At 56.6% G+C, this 15,238-nt stretch carries 18 protein-coding genes; 8 read left to right on the forward strand and 10 right to left on the reverse strand.

The window, feature by feature from the left end; genetic code table 11:
* Nucleotides 1-191 (forward strand): hypothetical protein (locus tag AC2TDA_RS04545; protein ID WP_480850207.1); only part of this gene is annotated, 191 nt, incomplete at its 5' end.
* On the opposite strand, the gene AC2TDA_RS04550 is transcribed toward AC2TDA_RS04545, so the two are convergent.
* Nucleotides 169-762 (reverse strand): hypothetical protein, encoded by a 594-nt coding sequence (locus AC2TDA_RS04550; protein ID WP_480880883.1) that lies wholly within the window; start codon nucleotides 760-762, stop codon nucleotides 169-171. The genes AC2TDA_RS04545 and AC2TDA_RS04550 overlap by 23 nt on opposite strands.
* A gap of 98 nt (nucleotides 763-860) precedes the next feature.
* On the reverse strand, nucleotides 861-3,209 hold the full coding sequence (locus AC2TDA_RS04555; protein WP_480880881.1) for a DNA topoisomerase IV subunit A: 2,349 nt from the start codon (nucleotides 3,207-3,209) through the stop codon (nucleotides 861-863).
* A 199-nt stretch (nucleotides 3,210-3,408) separates the two neighbouring features.
* On the opposite strand from AC2TDA_RS04555, the gene AC2TDA_RS04560 reads away from it, so the two are divergent.
* The 6 genes from AC2TDA_RS04560 to AC2TDA_RS04585 all read left to right on the forward strand — a co-directional run bounded on the left by AC2TDA_RS04560 (nucleotide 3,409) and on the right by AC2TDA_RS04585 (nucleotide 7,649).
* The gene (locus tag AC2TDA_RS04560; protein WP_480880879.1) at nucleotides 3,409-4,038 is read left to right on the forward strand and encodes an SH3 domain-containing protein; all 630 of its coding nucleotides are present in this window, start codon (nucleotides 3,409-3,411) and stop codon (nucleotides 4,036-4,038) included.
* Between the two features lie 68 nt (nucleotides 4,039-4,106).
* Nucleotides 4,107-4,934 (forward strand): SDR family NAD(P)-dependent oxidoreductase, encoded by an 828-nt coding sequence (locus tag AC2TDA_RS04565; protein WP_480880877.1) that lies wholly within the window; start codon nucleotides 4,107-4,109, stop codon nucleotides 4,932-4,934.
* A 77-nt stretch (nucleotides 4,935-5,011) separates the two neighbouring features.
* Nucleotides 5,012-5,215 carry a twin transmembrane helix small protein gene (locus AC2TDA_RS04570; protein ID WP_480850198.1) on the forward strand — a complete coding sequence of 68 codons (204 nt, stop codon included), beginning with the start codon at nucleotides 5,012-5,014 and terminating at the stop codon, nucleotides 5,213-5,215.
* On the forward strand, nucleotides 5,216-5,788 hold the full coding sequence (locus tag AC2TDA_RS04575) for a cob(I)yrinic acid a,c-diamide adenosyltransferase (RefSeq protein WP_480880876.1): 573 nt from the start codon (nucleotides 5,216-5,218) through the stop codon (nucleotides 5,786-5,788).
* A gap of 173 nt (nucleotides 5,789-5,961) precedes the next feature.
* A complete protein-coding gene (locus AC2TDA_RS04580) occupies nucleotides 5,962-6,720 on the forward strand; it encodes an electron transfer flavoprotein subunit beta/FixA family protein (protein ID WP_480850194.1) in 759 nt (252 codons plus the stop codon).
* Nucleotides 6,720-7,649 (forward strand): electron transfer flavoprotein subunit alpha/FixB family protein, encoded by a 930-nt coding sequence (locus AC2TDA_RS04585; RefSeq protein ID WP_480850192.1) that lies wholly within the window; start codon nucleotides 6,720-6,722, stop codon nucleotides 7,647-7,649. The genes AC2TDA_RS04580 and AC2TDA_RS04585 overlap by 1 nt, the downstream gene beginning before the upstream one ends.
* A gap of 57 nt (nucleotides 7,650-7,706) precedes the next feature.
* Here AC2TDA_RS04585 and AC2TDA_RS04590 read toward each other — a convergent pair whose 3' ends face one another.
* The gene (locus AC2TDA_RS04590) at nucleotides 7,707-8,534 is read right to left on the reverse strand and encodes a DUF6473 family protein (RefSeq protein WP_480880875.1); all 828 of its coding nucleotides are present in this window, start codon (nucleotides 8,532-8,534) and stop codon (nucleotides 7,707-7,709) included.
* A 164-nt stretch (nucleotides 8,535-8,698) separates the two neighbouring features.
* Here AC2TDA_RS04590 and AC2TDA_RS04595 point away from each other — a divergent pair, with 164 nt between their 5' ends.
* Nucleotides 8,699-9,574 carry a 3-hydroxybutyryl-CoA dehydrogenase gene (locus tag AC2TDA_RS04595; RefSeq protein ID WP_480850188.1) on the forward strand — a complete coding sequence of 292 codons (876 nt, stop codon included), beginning with the start codon at nucleotides 8,699-8,701 and terminating at the stop codon, nucleotides 9,572-9,574.
* Nucleotides 9,575-9,631: 57 nt separating this feature from the next.
* Here AC2TDA_RS04595 and AC2TDA_RS04600 read toward each other — a convergent pair whose 3' ends face one another.
* The 7 genes from AC2TDA_RS04600 to AC2TDA_RS04630 are packed head-to-tail and all read right to left on the reverse strand — an operon-like array spanning nucleotide 9,632 to nucleotide 15,055.
* Complete coding sequence (locus tag AC2TDA_RS04600) at nucleotides 9,632-10,531, reverse strand: lysophospholipid acyltransferase family protein (RefSeq protein ID WP_480880874.1); 900 nt, start codon at nucleotides 10,529-10,531, stop codon at nucleotides 9,632-9,634.
* A 41-nt stretch (nucleotides 10,532-10,572) separates the two neighbouring features.
* Nucleotides 10,573-10,842 (reverse strand): HPr family phosphocarrier protein, encoded by a 270-nt coding sequence (locus tag AC2TDA_RS04605; RefSeq protein WP_480850184.1) that lies wholly within the window; start codon nucleotides 10,840-10,842, stop codon nucleotides 10,573-10,575.
* 16 nt (nucleotides 10,843-10,858) lie between these two features.
* On the reverse strand, nucleotides 10,859-11,251 hold the full coding sequence (locus AC2TDA_RS04610; RefSeq protein ID WP_480880873.1) for a PTS sugar transporter subunit IIA: 393 nt from the start codon (nucleotides 11,249-11,251) through the stop codon (nucleotides 10,859-10,861).
* The gene (gene rapZ / locus AC2TDA_RS04615) at nucleotides 11,248-12,141 is read right to left on the reverse strand and encodes an RNase adapter RapZ (RefSeq protein WP_480880872.1); all 894 of its coding nucleotides are present in this window, start codon (nucleotides 12,139-12,141) and stop codon (nucleotides 11,248-11,250) included. The genes AC2TDA_RS04610 and rapZ overlap by 4 nt, the downstream gene beginning before the upstream one ends.
* Nucleotides 12,126-12,596, reverse strand: a complete 471-nt coding sequence (locus AC2TDA_RS04620) for an HPr kinase/phosphorylase (protein ID WP_480850178.1) — start codon at nucleotides 12,594-12,596, stop codon at nucleotides 12,126-12,128. Before AC2TDA_RS04620 ends, rapZ begins: the two co-directional genes overlap by 16 nt.
* A 4-nt stretch (nucleotides 12,597-12,600) precedes the next feature.
* On the reverse strand, nucleotides 12,601-14,319 hold the full coding sequence (locus AC2TDA_RS04625; RefSeq protein ID WP_480880871.1) for an ATP-binding protein: 1,719 nt from the start codon (nucleotides 14,317-14,319) through the stop codon (nucleotides 12,601-12,603).
* A 31-nt stretch (nucleotides 14,320-14,350) separates the two neighbouring features.
* Complete coding sequence (locus AC2TDA_RS04630) at nucleotides 14,351-15,055, reverse strand: response regulator transcription factor (protein WP_480844186.1); 705 nt, start codon at nucleotides 15,053-15,055, stop codon at nucleotides 14,351-14,353.
* Between the last annotated feature and the right edge of the window lie 183 nt (nucleotides 15,056-15,238).

Raw genomic sequence — 15,238 nt, forward strand, 5'->3', positions numbered from 1 at the left:
CAATCGTGCCGATGTTGACGTGCGGTTTTGTACGCTCAAACTTTTCCTTTGCCATTCCTCAGGCGCCCTTTTGCGATTTGGGGGACCCTTGGTCCCGTTGTTACATCTGCGCGCGCGAGATATTTGGTTCAAAGGGGAAAATCAAGCACATCCTGCGTGAAAAGCTGGTTAAGACGCCGGATTTTGCGTGACCTCAGCAGAATCGAGGGGCTGGATCAGGTTGGGTCGGCTGTCGAACCAGCCATTGTCCTTGTGTTCCTCTGCCAGCCATTCTTCTACGCGGTCAGCCACTTTCAGAGCTAGCCCGCTCATCTGCTCTTCCCTTGTCCGCTCATTGCCCGACCCCTTCAGGGCGCTGCCACCGGTTGTGTCTTCCAACACCTGGAACTGTTTGCCCTTGGCCAGAAACTCTTTTTCTCGCACATCGTAGACATTGACCAGAACGATGGCGGTGCTTTTGGGATTGTAGAGAACCGGAATACCCGGAGGCGCCAGCATGTAACCTTCTAAGCTAATGCCAATGTCGTATTCCTGAGCCCCCTCGTAGCGACCCAACCGGATATCTACTGCATTCTGGATTGCCTCTGTCCATTCTTCAGGCGTTGCATCCCGAGACACCGGACCCTGCACCGCCTTCTCGGCAAACGCATAGTTAACCCGTAGTTTGAACTCGCCCAGCGCCTCGGGTTCTTCGTATACCTGCGTCTGCGTGCATGCGCCCATCAGGGCAAGTCCGGTGATCAGGGTCAGAATGCGCAACATGTGTCTCTTCTCGATAAGCCTGTTTTTATTGGATGTAGCGCACCGATACGGCCAGTGCCAAGCCGTATCGACAGAATTTCACCTTCGTGACAACTCTGTCACGAAAACTTGTAATCACGTGGGAAGCCATAGGGTGCCTTTTTCCCAACGCCAGCCCGCTTGGCCAGCCATTGGGTCATGTCCGTTTCGTGACGGGTTTTGTCACCGCCCATGGACCATTTCAGACCCTCTTCCCAGTTGAACGTGGTGACGTCAGACAGCCCTCCGTCCAGTTCCAGCGTTCCCTGACGTCCGCGTGCCATATTATACTTTTGCAACCGTACACCCTTGCCGCGAGTCATCTCAGGCAGTTCGCCAATCGGGAAAACCAGGAACTTGCCGTTTTGGGAAACGACCGCGACGTGATCCCCTTCGATCGGTTTGCAGATAACTGCCGTCTCGTCAGTTTTGACGTTCAACACCTGCTTGCCGTTGCGGGTCTGGGCCAAAACGTCATCCTCGGGCACCATGAACCCGTTGCCCGCATCCGACGCCACCAGCAGCTTGCGCCCCGGCTTGTGAATCAGAATATCGACGATCTGTACTTCGTTCGGCAGATCCACCATCAGACGCAGCGGTTCACCCATACCCCGCCCGCCGGGCAGGTTGGCGGCGCTGACAGTGTAAAACCGGCCGTTCGACGCAAAGACCAATAGTCGATCCGTTGTTTCAGCATGGAAGATGAAGCGAGGACCATCGCCGTCTTTGAACTTTAGCTCGCGGGTCAGGTCAATATGTCCGGTCATCGCACGAATCCAACCCATCTGAGAGCAAACGACCGTGATCGGCTCTTTGTCGATCATCGCTTCCAGCGGCACCTCTTCGACTTCGCCCGCCTCGGCAAAACGGGTGCGGCGGGCACCACCTTCGTAGTCTTTTCCGAAGGTTTTCTTGGTCTCTTTCAGCTGCTCGGCAATCTTGGCCCATTGAAGGCTGTCATCCGCCAGAAGATCTTCGAGATTGGCGCGTTCTTCCATAAGCGCGTCACGTTCACGCACCAGCTCCATCTCTTCGAGACGGCGCAAGCTGCGCAGGCGCATGTTGAGAATGGCGTCAACCTGAACCTCGGACAGCTCGCCCTCACCCGGCTTCGGCGAAACATAATCGGTCTCGCTGGTGGCGCGGACATGATCGATGCCCCAGTCTTCGCGCATCAGCGCGGCTTTTGGATCGTCATCGTAACGGATGATGTCGATCACACGATCAAGGTTCAGGAAGGCGACGATAAAGCCTTCCAACACCTCCAGCCGGTGATCGATCTTGGCCATACGGTGACGCGAGCGGCGCAGCAGCACCTCTTGCCGGTGATCGAGGAAGGCGCGCAGCACTTCCTTCATCGAGCAGACCTTGGGCGTCACCCCGTCGATCAGCACGTTCATGTTCAGGCTGAACCGCACCTCAAGATCCGAGTTACGATAGAGCATGCCCATCAGCACCTCTGGGTCCACGTTCTTGGAACGTGGTTCCAGGATCAGGCGGATGTCATCGGCGGATTCGTCGCGCACATCAGCAAGAATCGGGATTTTCTTGGTCTGGATCAGCTCGGCGATCTTTTCGATCAGCTTGGATTTCTGAACCTGATACGGGATCTCGGTGACGATGATCTGCCACTGACCTCGGCCCAGATCCTCGACCTCATACTTACAGCGCAGACGGAACGACCCGCGCCCGGTGCGATAGGCCTGCGCGATGTTCTCGGGCGGTTCGACAATAACACCACCAGTTGGGAAATCGGGCCCGGGAACGTAGTTCAGCAGGGTATCGTCACGCGCATCTGGTATCTTGATAAGGTGCAGACACGCATCACAGAGCTCGGCAATATTGTGCGGCGGAATGTTGGTCGCCATACCCACTGCAATGCCGCTGGAGCCATTGGCCAGCAAATTCGGGAACTGCGCTGGCAGAACAACCGGCTCGGTCAAAGTACCGTCGTAGTTGTCGCGGAAATCGACGGCGTCTTCGTTTAGACCCTCCAGCAGCGCCTCGGCGACGATGGTCATCCGAGCCTCGGTGTATCGCGAGGCCGCCGGGTTGTCGCCATCGATATTGCCAAAGTTCCCCTGTCCGTCGACCAACGGGTAACGAACGTTGAAATCCTGTGCCAGACGCGCCATCGCATCGTAAATGGCGGCGTCGCCGTGGGGGTGATAGTTACCCATCACGTCACCGGAAATTTTGGCCGACTTGCGGAACCCGCCTGTCGCACTCAACCGCAGCTCGCGCATCGCGTAGAGGATTCGCCGGTGCACCGGCTTCAGCCCGTCACGCGCGTCGGGCAATGCACGGTGCATGATTGTACTCAGTGCGTAGGTCAAATAACGCTCGCCAATCGCGCGGCGCAGCGGTTCGGCTACCTCGCCCCCGTTCTCGGGGGTCTCCATGTTGGGGTCGTCGATCGTATCATTCATAGATGATGTGATACGCCGCCAGAGCTTCTTGGTAAAGCAAGCAACGCATAATTTGCTGGGGACAAGTCGCGCTTTTTGCAACATGGGGAGACAAGTCCCCGTTTTCCCCGGTTTTTCGACACATCACCCAAATTATGTTAGAATTTCATCAATTGAACTGCTGCCTTTTTTTGATGTTACGATTACCGGGGGATGCGCCATGACGCGCCTTATTCTTGTTACCTTTGCTGCGCTCGGCTGGTGTTTTTATGTCATCAGCGGCGGTCCTGACTTCGAACCGCGCGGTCTGCGCACCGAGCAGCCGGAACGTGTGGCATCTGTCCAGAAACAATCCCCTGCGCCCGCTGCATTGCCCCAAGCCGAAGGTCTGGTGACCAACGTTGCCGCACGCACGGCCTCTGTTCGAGTTCAACCTGAGCCGGCTGCTGCAACCGAAGACAAAGTTATTGAGGTTGTCGAGGTGGAACCAGCAAGCCTCAATGGGTTTTCCCAGATTTCAGTGTTTGCCGGACAAGACACGAGCTTTACGCTGGCCTCTCTTGAAGACGGAGCAACAGGGCTGCAACAGGTTGCGCCTACCGTGGATGATGTCCCCGCGCAAACTGTTTCAGAACCGGAACCCACGAAAGACATCCGCGAAATATCGGGCACGCGTGTAAACTTACGCGACGGGCCGGGCACGATCTACCCGATCATCGGCAAGGTTAAATTGGGCCAGAAAGTCGAAATCCTTGGCGAATCGGGCACCGGCTGGCTGCGCCTGCGCGTGTTACCCCTGCAACAGGTCGGGTGGATATCGAAGTCACTGGTCCGTAAATCTACCAACTGACGCACCGCTGTCATTGCCCTAACACGAACCCCGCAATAGCTATGGCAGGATTCAGGTTCGGAAGTGGCATGCAGAAATCTATTCTCATTACAGGTTGTTCATCCGGGATCGGCCAAGACGCGGCACATGGAATGCGTGCGCGCGGGTGGCGCGTTTTTGCTTCGTGCCGCCAACAGCGCGATTGCGACCGCTTGCGAGCGCAGGGCTTTGACAGCCCGCTGATCGACTACACCAATACCGAAAGCATGACAGCTGGGTTGGCTGAGGTTCTGGACGCCACGGGTGGAACCCTCGACGCCTTGTTCAACAACGGCGCCCACGGCCTGCCAGGTGCTATCGAAGATCTACCTACCGATGGCCTGCGCCAGATATTCGAAACCAATGTCTTCGGCTGGCACGAACTAACCAGACAGATTATCCCCGTGATGAGAGCACAGGGACATGGACGAATAGTACAGAACTCGTCCGTTCTGGGGCTTGTGGCCTTTCCCTGGCGCGGAGCCTACGTCGCCACGAAATACGCGATTGAGGGGCTAACCGACACATTGCGCTTGGAACTGCGTGACACGGACATCAAGGTCATACTGATTGAACCCGGACCGATTACGTCAAAAATCCGAGAAAACTCGATCCCAAAGTTCGAGCGGTTCATCGACTGGAAAAACTCTGCGCTGCGGCAGCGATACGAAGCGTCTTTGCTGAAACGCCTCTACGAACCTTCCGGACCCGACCGCTTTGAACTGCCCGCTTCGGCTGTTACTCACAAATTGGCTCACGCGGTCCAAGCCAGACGTCCGCGTGAACGTTACTATGTGACAACACCCACTTATATTGCTGGATATCTGCGCCGGATTCTACCGACACGAGCGATTGATCATATCCTGTCTGACATCTGAGACGAAATAACTTGTTCGCTTTTGCGGCTCCCGGGTCTAGATGAGAGCGACGGAATCAAAACGCGGACGGTAAAATCATGGACCTTTTGATGGTCGTGTTGCTTTTGGCCATGGCGGCAGTCGTAATTGTGCTGGTTATCGGCATCTCCAATTTCGGCAAGAGCGGAACGAATGCTGCAATGAAAAGCAACAAGATGATGCGTCTGCGCATCCTGTTTCAGTTCATTGCCGTGGTGCTGATCGTGCTCTACGTCTATCTGCGCGGACAGGGAGTTCAATAGATGGTCGTTCTCAACAAGATTTACACACGCACGGGCGATGATGGCAAAACTGCCTTGGGCAACGGTGAACGTGTGGCCAAGTATTCGGGCCGCGTTGCCGCATATGGCACAGTGGATGAGTTGAACTCCTTTGTCGGCGTAGCTCGTACCGAGGCCGGAGACGAGGTTGACGCCGCCCTGTCGCGCATCCAAAATGACCTGTTCGATCTTGGCGCAGATTTCTGCCGGCCCGACATGGACAAGGATGCCGAGGCCGACTACCCGCCTCTGCGGATCGTTCCAGCCCAGATTGATCGGCTTGAAGCCGAAATCGACGCAATGAACGAAACTCTGGAGCCACTGCGCAGCTTTATTCTACCAGGTGGCTCGCGGCTGGCGGCACATCTGCATGTCTGCCGCACAGTGTCGCGCCGAGCAGAGCGACTGTCTGTGGAACTGACCAACATGGAACCTGTGAATGAGGTTGCGGTAAAATACCTCAACCGCCTCAGCGACTGGTTCTTTGTCGCCGCGCGCTGCGCCAACAATGGCGGACGCGACGACATCCTTTGGGTTCCCGGCGCAAACCGCTAATCCAGCGCCGTCCGGCTGCTCACAAGACAGAAAATGACAAAACGCGACGTCCCGGAGCCACGACGTGACGATTTTGCCCTGTTGCGAGTCGCTACGACCCGCTATCAAGCGCAGCGAGAGCATTGGTGGAGTCGCAACGCGGCTTGCCGTTTTTGTAAGGAGCATACGCAAAAATGAAGGTACTTGTGCCTGTCAAGCGCGTGATTGACTACAACGTGAAAGTCCGGGTCAAAGCGGACGGCAGCGGCGTTGATCTCGCCAATGTAAAAATGTCGATGAACCCCTTCGACGAAATCGCGGTAGAAGAGGCGATCCGCCTGAAAGAAGCCGGCAAAGCTGACGAAGTCGTCGCGGTTTCGATCGGCGTGAAGCAGTCGCAGGAAACCCTGCGCACCGCGCTGGCCATGGGCGCCGATCGCGCCATTCTGGTTGTTGCTGCTGATGACGTGCATCAGGACATCGAACCGCTGGCCGTTGCCAAGATCCTGGCCAAAGTGGTCGAGGAAGAGCAGCCCGGCATCGTTCTGGCCGGTAAGCAGGCCATCGACAACGACATGAACGCGACCGGCCAGATGCTGTCGGCCCTGCTGGGCTGGAGCCAAGGCACCTTTGCGTCCGAGCTGGACATCGAAGGCGACAACGCCAAGATCACCCGCGAAGTTGACGGCGGCCTGCAGACCATCAGCGTCAAGATGCCGACCATCGTCACCGTTGACCTGCGCCTGAACGAGCCGCGCTATGCGTCGCTGCCCAACATCATGAAGGCGAAGAAAAAGCCGCTGGATGAGAAGACCGCCGCCGATTATGGCGTTGACGTCACGCCTCGCCTCGAGGTCGTCAAGACCGAAGAGCCGCCGGCACGTGCCGCAGGTATCATCGTGGGTTCGGTTGACGAACTGGTCGAGAAACTCAAAGAAGCGGGGACTGTGTAATGGCTGTACTTCTGCTTGCCGAAGTCAACAATGGTGAACTGAGCGTTGACGCCACCGCCAAAACCGTTGCTGCCGTCAAGTCGCTGGGCGACATCACCATTCTGGCCGCAGGCGGTTCCGCCGCTGCTGCTGGTGAGGCTGCTGCCAAGATCGACGGCGTATCCAAAGTACTGGTTGCCGAGGACGCGTCGCTGGGTCACCGCCTGGCGGAATCGACCGCAGCGCTGATCGTGGGTCTGGCCGATGGCTATGAGCACATCGTGGCACCGGCCACTACCGACGCCAAAAACGTGATGCCGCGCGTGGCAGCCCTGCTGGATGTGATGGTGATCTCGGATGCCTCCGGCGTGGTTGACGGCTCGACCTTCGAGCGTCCGATCTATGCGGGCAACGCGGTTCAGACCGTGAAATCGAGCGACGCCAAGAAAGTCGTCACCATCCGCACGTCGACCTTCGACGCCGCTGGTGAAGGCGGATCTGCACCGGTCGAGACCATCTCGGTTGGTGACAACCCGGGTCTGTCGTCGTGGGTCGAGGACAAGGTGGCCGAAAGCGACCGTCCTGAACTGACCTCGGCTGGCGTTGTGGTTTCGGGCGGCCGTGGTGTCGGCTCGGAAGAGGACTTCAAGCTGATCGAAACACTGGCTGACAAGCTGGGCGCGGCGGTTGGCGCCTCGCGCGCAGCCGTGGACTCGGGCTACGCTCCGAACGACTGGCAGGTGGGTCAGACCGGTAAGGTTGTTGCACCAGACCTGTACGTCGCTGTCGGTATCTCGGGCGCGATCCAGCACCTGGCGGGTATGAAGGACTCGAAGGTTATCGTCGCGATCAACAAGGACGAAGAAGCGCCGATCTTCCAGGTCGCCGACTTCGGACTGGTCGCAGACCTGTTCCAAGCCGTCCCTGAGCTTACCGAAAAGCTCGGCTGATAATACCCGATTGTTCAACGAACAATCTTACAAGGCCCGCCATCAGGCGGGCCTTTTTTATGCCAAGTCCCGAATTACCCCTGCCAGAGCCTTCGCGATATTGCGATGCGTTGCCGGACCGAGCATGCGTTCTGCCATCGGCTGCTGCATTGTTCCGAACAGCATGTCCTCCAGTTCGTCGGACGCCCCGGACACCTGAACTTGCAGAGCGACGGTACTAGTGGACAATGTCGCAAGAGATTTCACCATCGGCAGGTCCACCGTGACCGGATCGTCGAAAGGTTTGTCTACGAAACGATCCTGCTGTCCAGAGATTACCTCAAGCCAAAGTAGAACAACTGGCGAAGAGACCTGTCCCAAAAATGTCGCGAGTTTTGTGCGCCAACTATTGCGGAGTTCATCGGCGACAGAGTTAAACCGAACATCCCTGTGGCTCTTTAATCGATTCACCAAATGCCGCACAAAATGGATGTCGGTAAAATCCTCCTCAGGGTAGAGCGCTGTCAGGTCCTGCGTTGGTTTCAGGAAGCGATCATTTCGCCGCGGATGCACTTGATAGAACCGGTTCGATTGCCCCAATACGCCGGGAACCTGCAGCACACAAAGCTCGGAAGCATTTGCAAATTCCAGAAGACCCGAATCCAGGCACAGTGCTTCAGCTCCACAAAATAAACTGCCAAAATTGATGCAACGCCTGCCCAGCTGGTATTCGAGGACGGCAGGAAAAGGCTGATTCACGAATCGGCCAAACGTCTCATCTCCGCCGATACAGGCTATGTATGGACGGTCGAATGCACGCTGTGGCGCCCGAAATGACAAATTCGAAGCACCGTATTGGCAAACAGATTCCTCAGGACCGCCCGCGCCCATTGGTTGGTAGCTCATAACAATCACCCAGTTTTCTTCACCCGGTTGCCATCTTGAAACCTTATGTCTTGCGGAATCCTTAATGCGCGCATTTGAAGCGAATTTGACGACCCCCATCCCCTTGCCGCCGGGACGGAACTGCCGATAATGTCGCCGTATTCTGCGAATAGGGGCACCAGGACATGGACGTGAAATCAGTCGGAGTGATCGGCGCTGGCCAAATGGGCAACGGTATCGCTCATGTCTTGGCGTTGGCGGAATACGACGTGCTTCTGAACGACATCAGCCAGGAGGCGCTGGATGGTGCCATGGCAACAATCGAGGCCAATCTGGCGCGCCAAGCATCGCGCGGCAAGATATCCGACAGCGATGTGAAATCGGCTCTGAGTCGCATTACCACAACTTTGAATCTGCCGGATTTGGGGAATACTGATCTGGTGATCGAAGCTGCGACCGAGCGGGAAACTGTCAAACAAGCGATCTTTGAAGACCTGTTGCCGCACCTGCAGCCACACACGATTTTGACGTCGAATACGTCTTCGATCTCGATCACGCGACTTGCCAGCCGTACAGACCGCCCCGAACGTTTCATGGGGTTCCACTTCATGAACCCCGTTCCGGTGATGCAACTGGTAGAACTGATTCGCGGCATCGCCACTGATGAAGCGACGTTCAGCGCCTGTAAATCCGTGGTGGATAAGCTGGGCAAAACTTCGGCCAGCGCTGAAGATTTCCCGGCATTCATCGTGAACAGGATCCTGATGCCGATGATCAACGAGGCGGTCTATACGCTCTATGAAGGCGTTGGGAATGTGCAGTCCATCGATCAGTCAATGAAACTGGGTGCAAATCACCCGATGGGCCCGCTTGAATTAGCTGATTTCATTGGATTGGACACCTGTTTGGCAATCATGAACGTACTGCATGACGGGCTGGCCGACACCAAGTATCGCCCCTGCCCGCTGTTGACGAAATATGTCGAAGCCGGATGGCTCGGACGCAAGACTGAGCGCGGGTTTTACGATTACCGTGGCGAGGTGCCCGTACCAACCCGCTAAGGCCGGAACGGGCCAGTCATTATGCTGTAAGTATCTGCTGTCAGGTGAAAACTTGGATCAGGCCTTATCGACCTGTCCCAAGGACAGAGTGTGCTTTCTGAGCCAAGCCATGAAGCCACGCGGGTCGCGTTCCAGTAATGCCATGTCTTCATCCGAAATTAGGTCACCGATGACCGGGGACTGCGGCTTGTGGCAGGACCGAACGATCTCATGCAGCAGCAATCCCTGACGCAGAATGGGCGATAGGCGGTTGGCGATTTGATACCAGCGCGAGTTGCTTCCGGGGAAGAAGATCGGCACGACTCGCGCACCCGAGCGGCGGATCATCTTTGCCGTAAACACATTCCATTCCTGTTCCTGCGCAGGGCCGAACCAACCATCGGACGACATAACGACACCTGACGGGAACAAGGCGACAACACCGCCTTCCTTGAGGTGATCCATCGCCTTACCGCGCATTTCCAGCATCTTGGACTGGGCTTCAGGGTCGTGCGGGAAAGGCACGGGAATCATGAATGACGTCGCAGCCTCGTCGAGGCCTGTCAGCACAGATCGGGTCAGGATACGATAATCGCTGCGGACCCGCCCGATCAGCTCGGCTAGGATCATACCGTCAACCATGCCATGTGGGTGATTGGCGACAACGACAACGGGCCCTTCCTGAGGAATGCGGGCAAATTGCTCGGCCGGCGTAGTCAGATCGATTCCCATGGTGTTGAGGGCACCGCCCCAGAACTTCTGCCCGCGGTAGTGCTCGTTCTGCTTTTCGAACTTGTTGACCATGCGCAGAATGGTCAGCTTACCTGTGCACCATTCGATGGCGCGAATAGCAAACGAAGTCCAAGGATCATCAAACGAGTTCGCGTATGTCAGGGTCTTGCGATCGTAGACTTCGCCCCGATCAGGGTCTTGATCCACGACCGGGCCTGTCTTGGTATCGTGCGTGGTTTCCGCCAATTCCTGGTCTTCCCGTCCAATATGTAGCGGCAGTTATCCTGTCAAAACCCTTCGCCGAACTTGTCGTTCACCAGAGTTTCCAATGCTTCTGCCAACGCCTCAGCATCCGGGCCGGACGTCTCGACGTCAATAGTAGTTCCGCGCGACGCTGCCAACATCAAAAGACCCATGATACTATCCCCTGAGGCAGAAAGTCCGTCTTTGGACACCTCGGCCCTTGCGTCAAAGCCTTCGACCACTTCGACCAGCTTGGCTGAAGCGCGGGCGTGAAGCCCCTTTTCATTAATGATTTTCAAGCTTCGATTGATCATTTCAATATTTCCGGTCTTAGTCCAGCGTCACATTTTGCGCGTTGATGTATTTGCGGCCAGCCTCCAGAGCCAGACGTACGGCTTCGGCCACCGACAGGTGGCGGCTTTTGGCCAATTTAATCAGCATTGGCAGGTTCGCCCCATATAGTATTCGCCGATCCTGCGGCGCGCAGGCCCGCAAACTGAGGTTTGACGGGCTGCCACCAAACAGGTCGGTCACGACGACAACGCCGTCGCCTACGTCCACCTCGTCGGCGGCGCTGCATATCTCGGCCTGTTTTTCTTCGCGATTGTGGTCGGCCTCAATCGGGACGGCGACCAACCCGGGTTGCTTGCCAACCACGTGTTGGGTGGCGGCCAGATATTCCTGCGCCAGTCCGCCATGAGCTACAATTACAATCCCGATCAATCTGGCCTCGCATTCAATGATCGACGTTCCATTTCGCGGTGCCTAATTGACACCTGCTGCCCCTCTTCTGCAAGAGCCTTTGCAACCGCCTCTGCCATTGCAACCGACCTGTGTTGCCCACCTGTACAACCGAAAGCCACGGACAGGTGCGCCTTGCCTTCGGCGCGAAAGGCCGGCAGCAACCGGATCAACAGGTCCACAACCCTGTCAAAGAACACTGCGTAGTTCGTATCCGATTGGACATAGGCCGCGACATCTGGATTTCGACCATCCTCTGCGCGCAGCTCCGGACGCCAGTAGGGATTGGCCAGAAACCGACAGTCAAAAACCATATCCAATCCGCGCGGCAATCCCCGCTTGTACGAGAAGGACTCGATTGACACCGCTAAATGCCGCCCGCCCTGAGGGGCAAACCAGTGTTCGACCTCTTCGCGCAGCTGATGAATGTTCAGAGAACTCGTATCGATCAGTGTATCCGCTATTTCCCGGATCGGCTGCAGCAACTCTTTTTCCTGCCGGACACCAGTTTCCGGGCTAGCGTTTGTTGCAACCGGGTGCCGCCGTCGGGTTTCCGAAAACCGACGGAGCAACACTTCGTCGCTGCAATCCAAATAGAGCGTTGTCAGATCGACGTGCTCCATCCGCCCCAGTTTCGCAGCCAACTCAATAAAGCCGATAGTCGAGAAGTCGCGGTTACGCACATCTATGCCCAGCGCCATTGGCCGGGTGTTTTCTGATCCATCAAGCAATCTGGACAGTAAACCCATGGGCAAATTGTCAATTGCCTCAAAACCAAGATCTTCCAGAACATGGATCGCGGTCGAGCGTCCTGCACCGGATGGGCCTGTCACCAAGACGATGCGACGCTGCGATGTCATGCGTTCGGCCATTGCGGGTCCACGCGCCCCATTTTCACAAGTTGAACCAATGCTGCTGCCAAATTGGGGGTCCCCGCTGCGCGAAGCAAGGGAACAGTTTGCCTCAGGACCTGAACCTGGGTCGGGTCGGGCAAACGTTGGGGTTCAGAGAGTTCCAAATCCACCACGTAGGACAGCGCAACCGGCCCCGTTGAGTCCGCCCGCAGCAGGCCGATGCCCCGTGCTTCAATCAAGCCCTGAATCTGCTGCATTGCATCGGCCATGACCCTACCGTCCTGCATTCGCAGCTCGACCCGGTCATCGCCAACCAACTGTGCTCCGATCGCCATCAATTGTAATGCCAGCCCGGACTTACCGGATCCGGACGGCCCAACAATTAAAACCCCCTGCCCTTGAATCGAAAGACAGGTTGCGTGAACGCAGGCCGCGTCACGGCCGGCTGTTTCTGTCAGGGGAAGGATGTCCATGAGCCTATACAGGAAGTCCCACGACAAACCGCGCGCCCAGCGGGTCTGAGGTGATATCCGCCTCGGTTGGACGGATGTTTTCTGCCCAGATCACGCCACCATGCGCCTCAACAATTTGTTTGGATATGGCCAGCCCAAGGCCGGAGTTATTGCCGAAGTGTTCTTCAGGTCGTTCCGAGTAGAACCTTTTGAACACTTTGGTCAGAGCTTGATCAGGAATACCGGGGCCCGTGTCCTCGACCACGATCAGCACCCGCTTGTCGCGTTGACGCACCCAGACACGAATGGCATCGCTTTCCTGACAGAACGAAATCGCATTGGTAATCAAGTTTACAAAGACTTGCGCCAACCGCGCCTCAAGTCCATTGATCACGATGGGTTCGGATGGAAGGTCCGTAATGTATTCGATGCCCTTGGACCGAGCATCTTCGCCCAGAAACTGGCCGATATTGCCGAGGAGATTGAGCAAGTCGAAGGGTTGTTCTTCTTCTTTCACCAGTTCAGCGTCCAGGCGAGACGCGTTAGAGATATCACTAACCAGGCGGTCCAGACGGCGCACATCATGCTCGATAACACCCATTAGCTTTTCCCGCTGGTCGTCCCGTTTGACCATGCGCAAAGTGCCGACGGCAGATTGTAGACTGGCCAGCGGGTTCTTGATTTCATGGGCAACGTCGGCTGCGAACTGTTCATTCGCGTCAATCCGATTGTATAGGGCCGTTACCATCCCGCGCAGCGCTCGACTAAGCCGCCCGATCTCGTCCGGGCGCGCACTGAGATCCGGAATGCGAATACGCCCGGGATTCACACCTGCTCCGCGGTCCTTGCCCATCTCCGCCGCGGCAGCCAAATCAGCCAGCGGGTTTGCGATGGTTGAAGCCAGTACCAGACTGAGGCCAATGGACACCAGCAGCGCCACAACGAACATCTGAAGAATACGCTCTTGTTCCTGCCTTGCCAGTGCATCGATCTCTCCGGCGGGGCCTGCCATCGCAACCGCACCGACAGGGGCACCGTCGACAAGAATAGGTGCGACAGCCACGATAACGGTGTCGCCTGCGTCGTCCAGCACGGTTTGAACCTGTACCTCCCCCGCCAGGGTCTTTGGGATTATCTCCTGTACGCGCTGAGCCAATGTGGGATCTTCGCCTTCCGGCACCCGACTAAAGATCGCATGAACACCCATCCATACAGCGTTCAATGCGTCACTGATCATTGTGCTGCCAGTCGCAGCATTACGATCCGGGCGAACAAGAATCGGCAGTTCGGACTCCGGCCTCGTCCCGCGGGTCCAACCAATCAGAGTACCCGTGCCATCATAGACGAACACCTCGCCGCCTTCTGGCAGACTAAGCCCTGAAAGCGTGTCCCGCACATCCAGCACAACGGACCCACCAATTCCTGTGACGCTTGGTTGACGCAACTGCGTTTCAAAAACGTTGCTGACCAGTTTCGCGTCGCCAATCAGGTTACGAGCGGTCTGCTGCACCCTTTGTTCGCGGGAATTATCCAAGTAAAGCAGCCCGGCCACCAGAATGACGAGAGCAATAAGATTGAATGTAATGATCCTGCGCGCCAGCGGTGATCTGCGCAGTGAAAACAGATTGCGCCGCGACCGCTTGGCTTGCAGCTCCGCAGACTCAGGATCCTGGGGAATGACCCAGTCATCCCCAAGAACGACGTCACCGTCGCGCAATTCGCTGGCTTGGTCAGTATCGCGCACGAAACCCCACTACCCCTTAAACCGGCCGCGCCTATTCTTCGTTATAACGATATCCGATGCCGTACAAAGTCTCGATTGCCGAAAACTCGGGGTCGGCGGCGCGCATTTTCTTGCGCAGACGTTTGATATGGCTGTCGATCGTCCGGTCGTCCACATAGACCTGATCGTCATAGGCGACATCCATGAGCTGGTCCCGGCTTTTGACAAAACCCGGGCGCTGAGCCAGTGCCTGCAACAACAAAAACTCCGTCACTGTCAGCGAAACATCTGCACCCTTCCAGCTGACCGCATGGCGCAGGGGATCCATCCGCAGCTCACCGCGCTCCATAACCTTTGCGTCGCCAGTGTTGGTATTAGCAACATCACCCTCAGTCGCTTCCTGCCGCCGTAACAGGGCGCGGATGCGTTCAACCAGCAAACGCTGCGAAAACGGCTTTTTTACATAATCATCTGCGCCCATGCGCAGTCCCAGAACTTCGTCAATTTCATCGTCCTTGGACGTCAGAAAAATAACCGGCATCTGGGTTTTCTGCCGCAGGCGCTGCAGCAGATCCATGCCATCCATGCGCGGCATCTTGATATCCAGCACGGCCATGTCCGGCAGCTTCTTGTTGAACGCATCCAGCGCCGCCTGTCCGTCATTATAAGTTTCGACCTCAAACCCTTCGGCTTCGAGTGTCATGGATACGGACGTCAGAATGTTTCTGTCGTCGTCCACCAGTGCGATCTTTGACATCGGGTTCACCCCTATTCCTGCTCACTCGCGAAATAATTCGCTTATTTGTAAGGCATTGTTGGCGGTTTTAAGACGCCGAATCAATCCGTAACTGCGAATCGTGCCTTTGTTGGGGCGGCTATGCGGCAAATTTGCCTTCTTGCCCTCAAGATTATGCCTGGTTTTTACACAGAGATTTCTTGG

This window comes from Ruegeria sp. HKCCD6426 (genome assembly GCF_057221115.1).

Coding starts and splice junctions, on each gene's coding strand:
- AC2TDA_RS04555 (WP_480880881.1), bottom strand. CDS start 3,209: ATGAATGATACGATCGACGACCCCAACATGGAGACCCCCGAGAACGGG.
- AC2TDA_RS04565 (WP_480880877.1), top strand. CDS start 4,107: ATGCAGAAATCTATTCTCATTACAGGTTGTTCATCCGGGATCGGCCAA.
- AC2TDA_RS04575 (WP_480880876.1), top strand. CDS start 5,216: ATGGTCGTTCTCAACAAGATTTACACACGCACGGGCGATGATGGCAAA.
- AC2TDA_RS04605 (WP_480850184.1), bottom strand. CDS start 10,842: ATGATCAATCGAAGCTTGAAAATCATTAATGAAAAGGGGCTTCACGCC.
- AC2TDA_RS04590 (WP_480880875.1), bottom strand. CDS start 8,534: ATGAGCTACCAACCAATGGGCGCGGGCGGTCCTGAGGAATCTGTTTGC.
- AC2TDA_RS04630 (WP_480844186.1), bottom strand. CDS start 15,055: ATGTCAAAGATCGCACTGGTGGACGACGACAGAAACATTCTGACGTCC.
- AC2TDA_RS04560 (WP_480880879.1), top strand. CDS start 3,409: ATGACGCGCCTTATTCTTGTTACCTTTGCTGCGCTCGGCTGGTGTTTT.
- rapZ (WP_480880872.1), bottom strand. CDS start 12,141: ATGGCCGAACGCATGACATCGCAGCGTCGCATCGTCTTGGTGACAGGC.
- AC2TDA_RS04570 (WP_480850198.1), top strand. CDS start 5,012: ATGGACCTTTTGATGGTCGTGTTGCTTTTGGCCATGGCGGCAGTCGTA.
- AC2TDA_RS04585 (WP_480850192.1), top strand. CDS start 6,720: ATGGCTGTACTTCTGCTTGCCGAAGTCAACAATGGTGAACTGAGCGTT.
- AC2TDA_RS04550 (WP_480880883.1), bottom strand. CDS start 762: ATGTTGCGCATTCTGACCCTGATCACCGGACTTGCCCTGATGGGCGCA.
- AC2TDA_RS04620 (WP_480850178.1), bottom strand. CDS start 12,596: ATGGACATCCTTCCCCTGACAGAAACAGCCGGCCGTGACGCGGCCTGC.
- AC2TDA_RS04595 (WP_480850188.1), top strand. CDS start 8,699: ATGGACGTGAAATCAGTCGGAGTGATCGGCGCTGGCCAAATGGGCAAC.
- AC2TDA_RS04580 (WP_480850194.1), top strand. CDS start 5,962: ATGAAGGTACTTGTGCCTGTCAAGCGCGTGATTGACTACAACGTGAAA.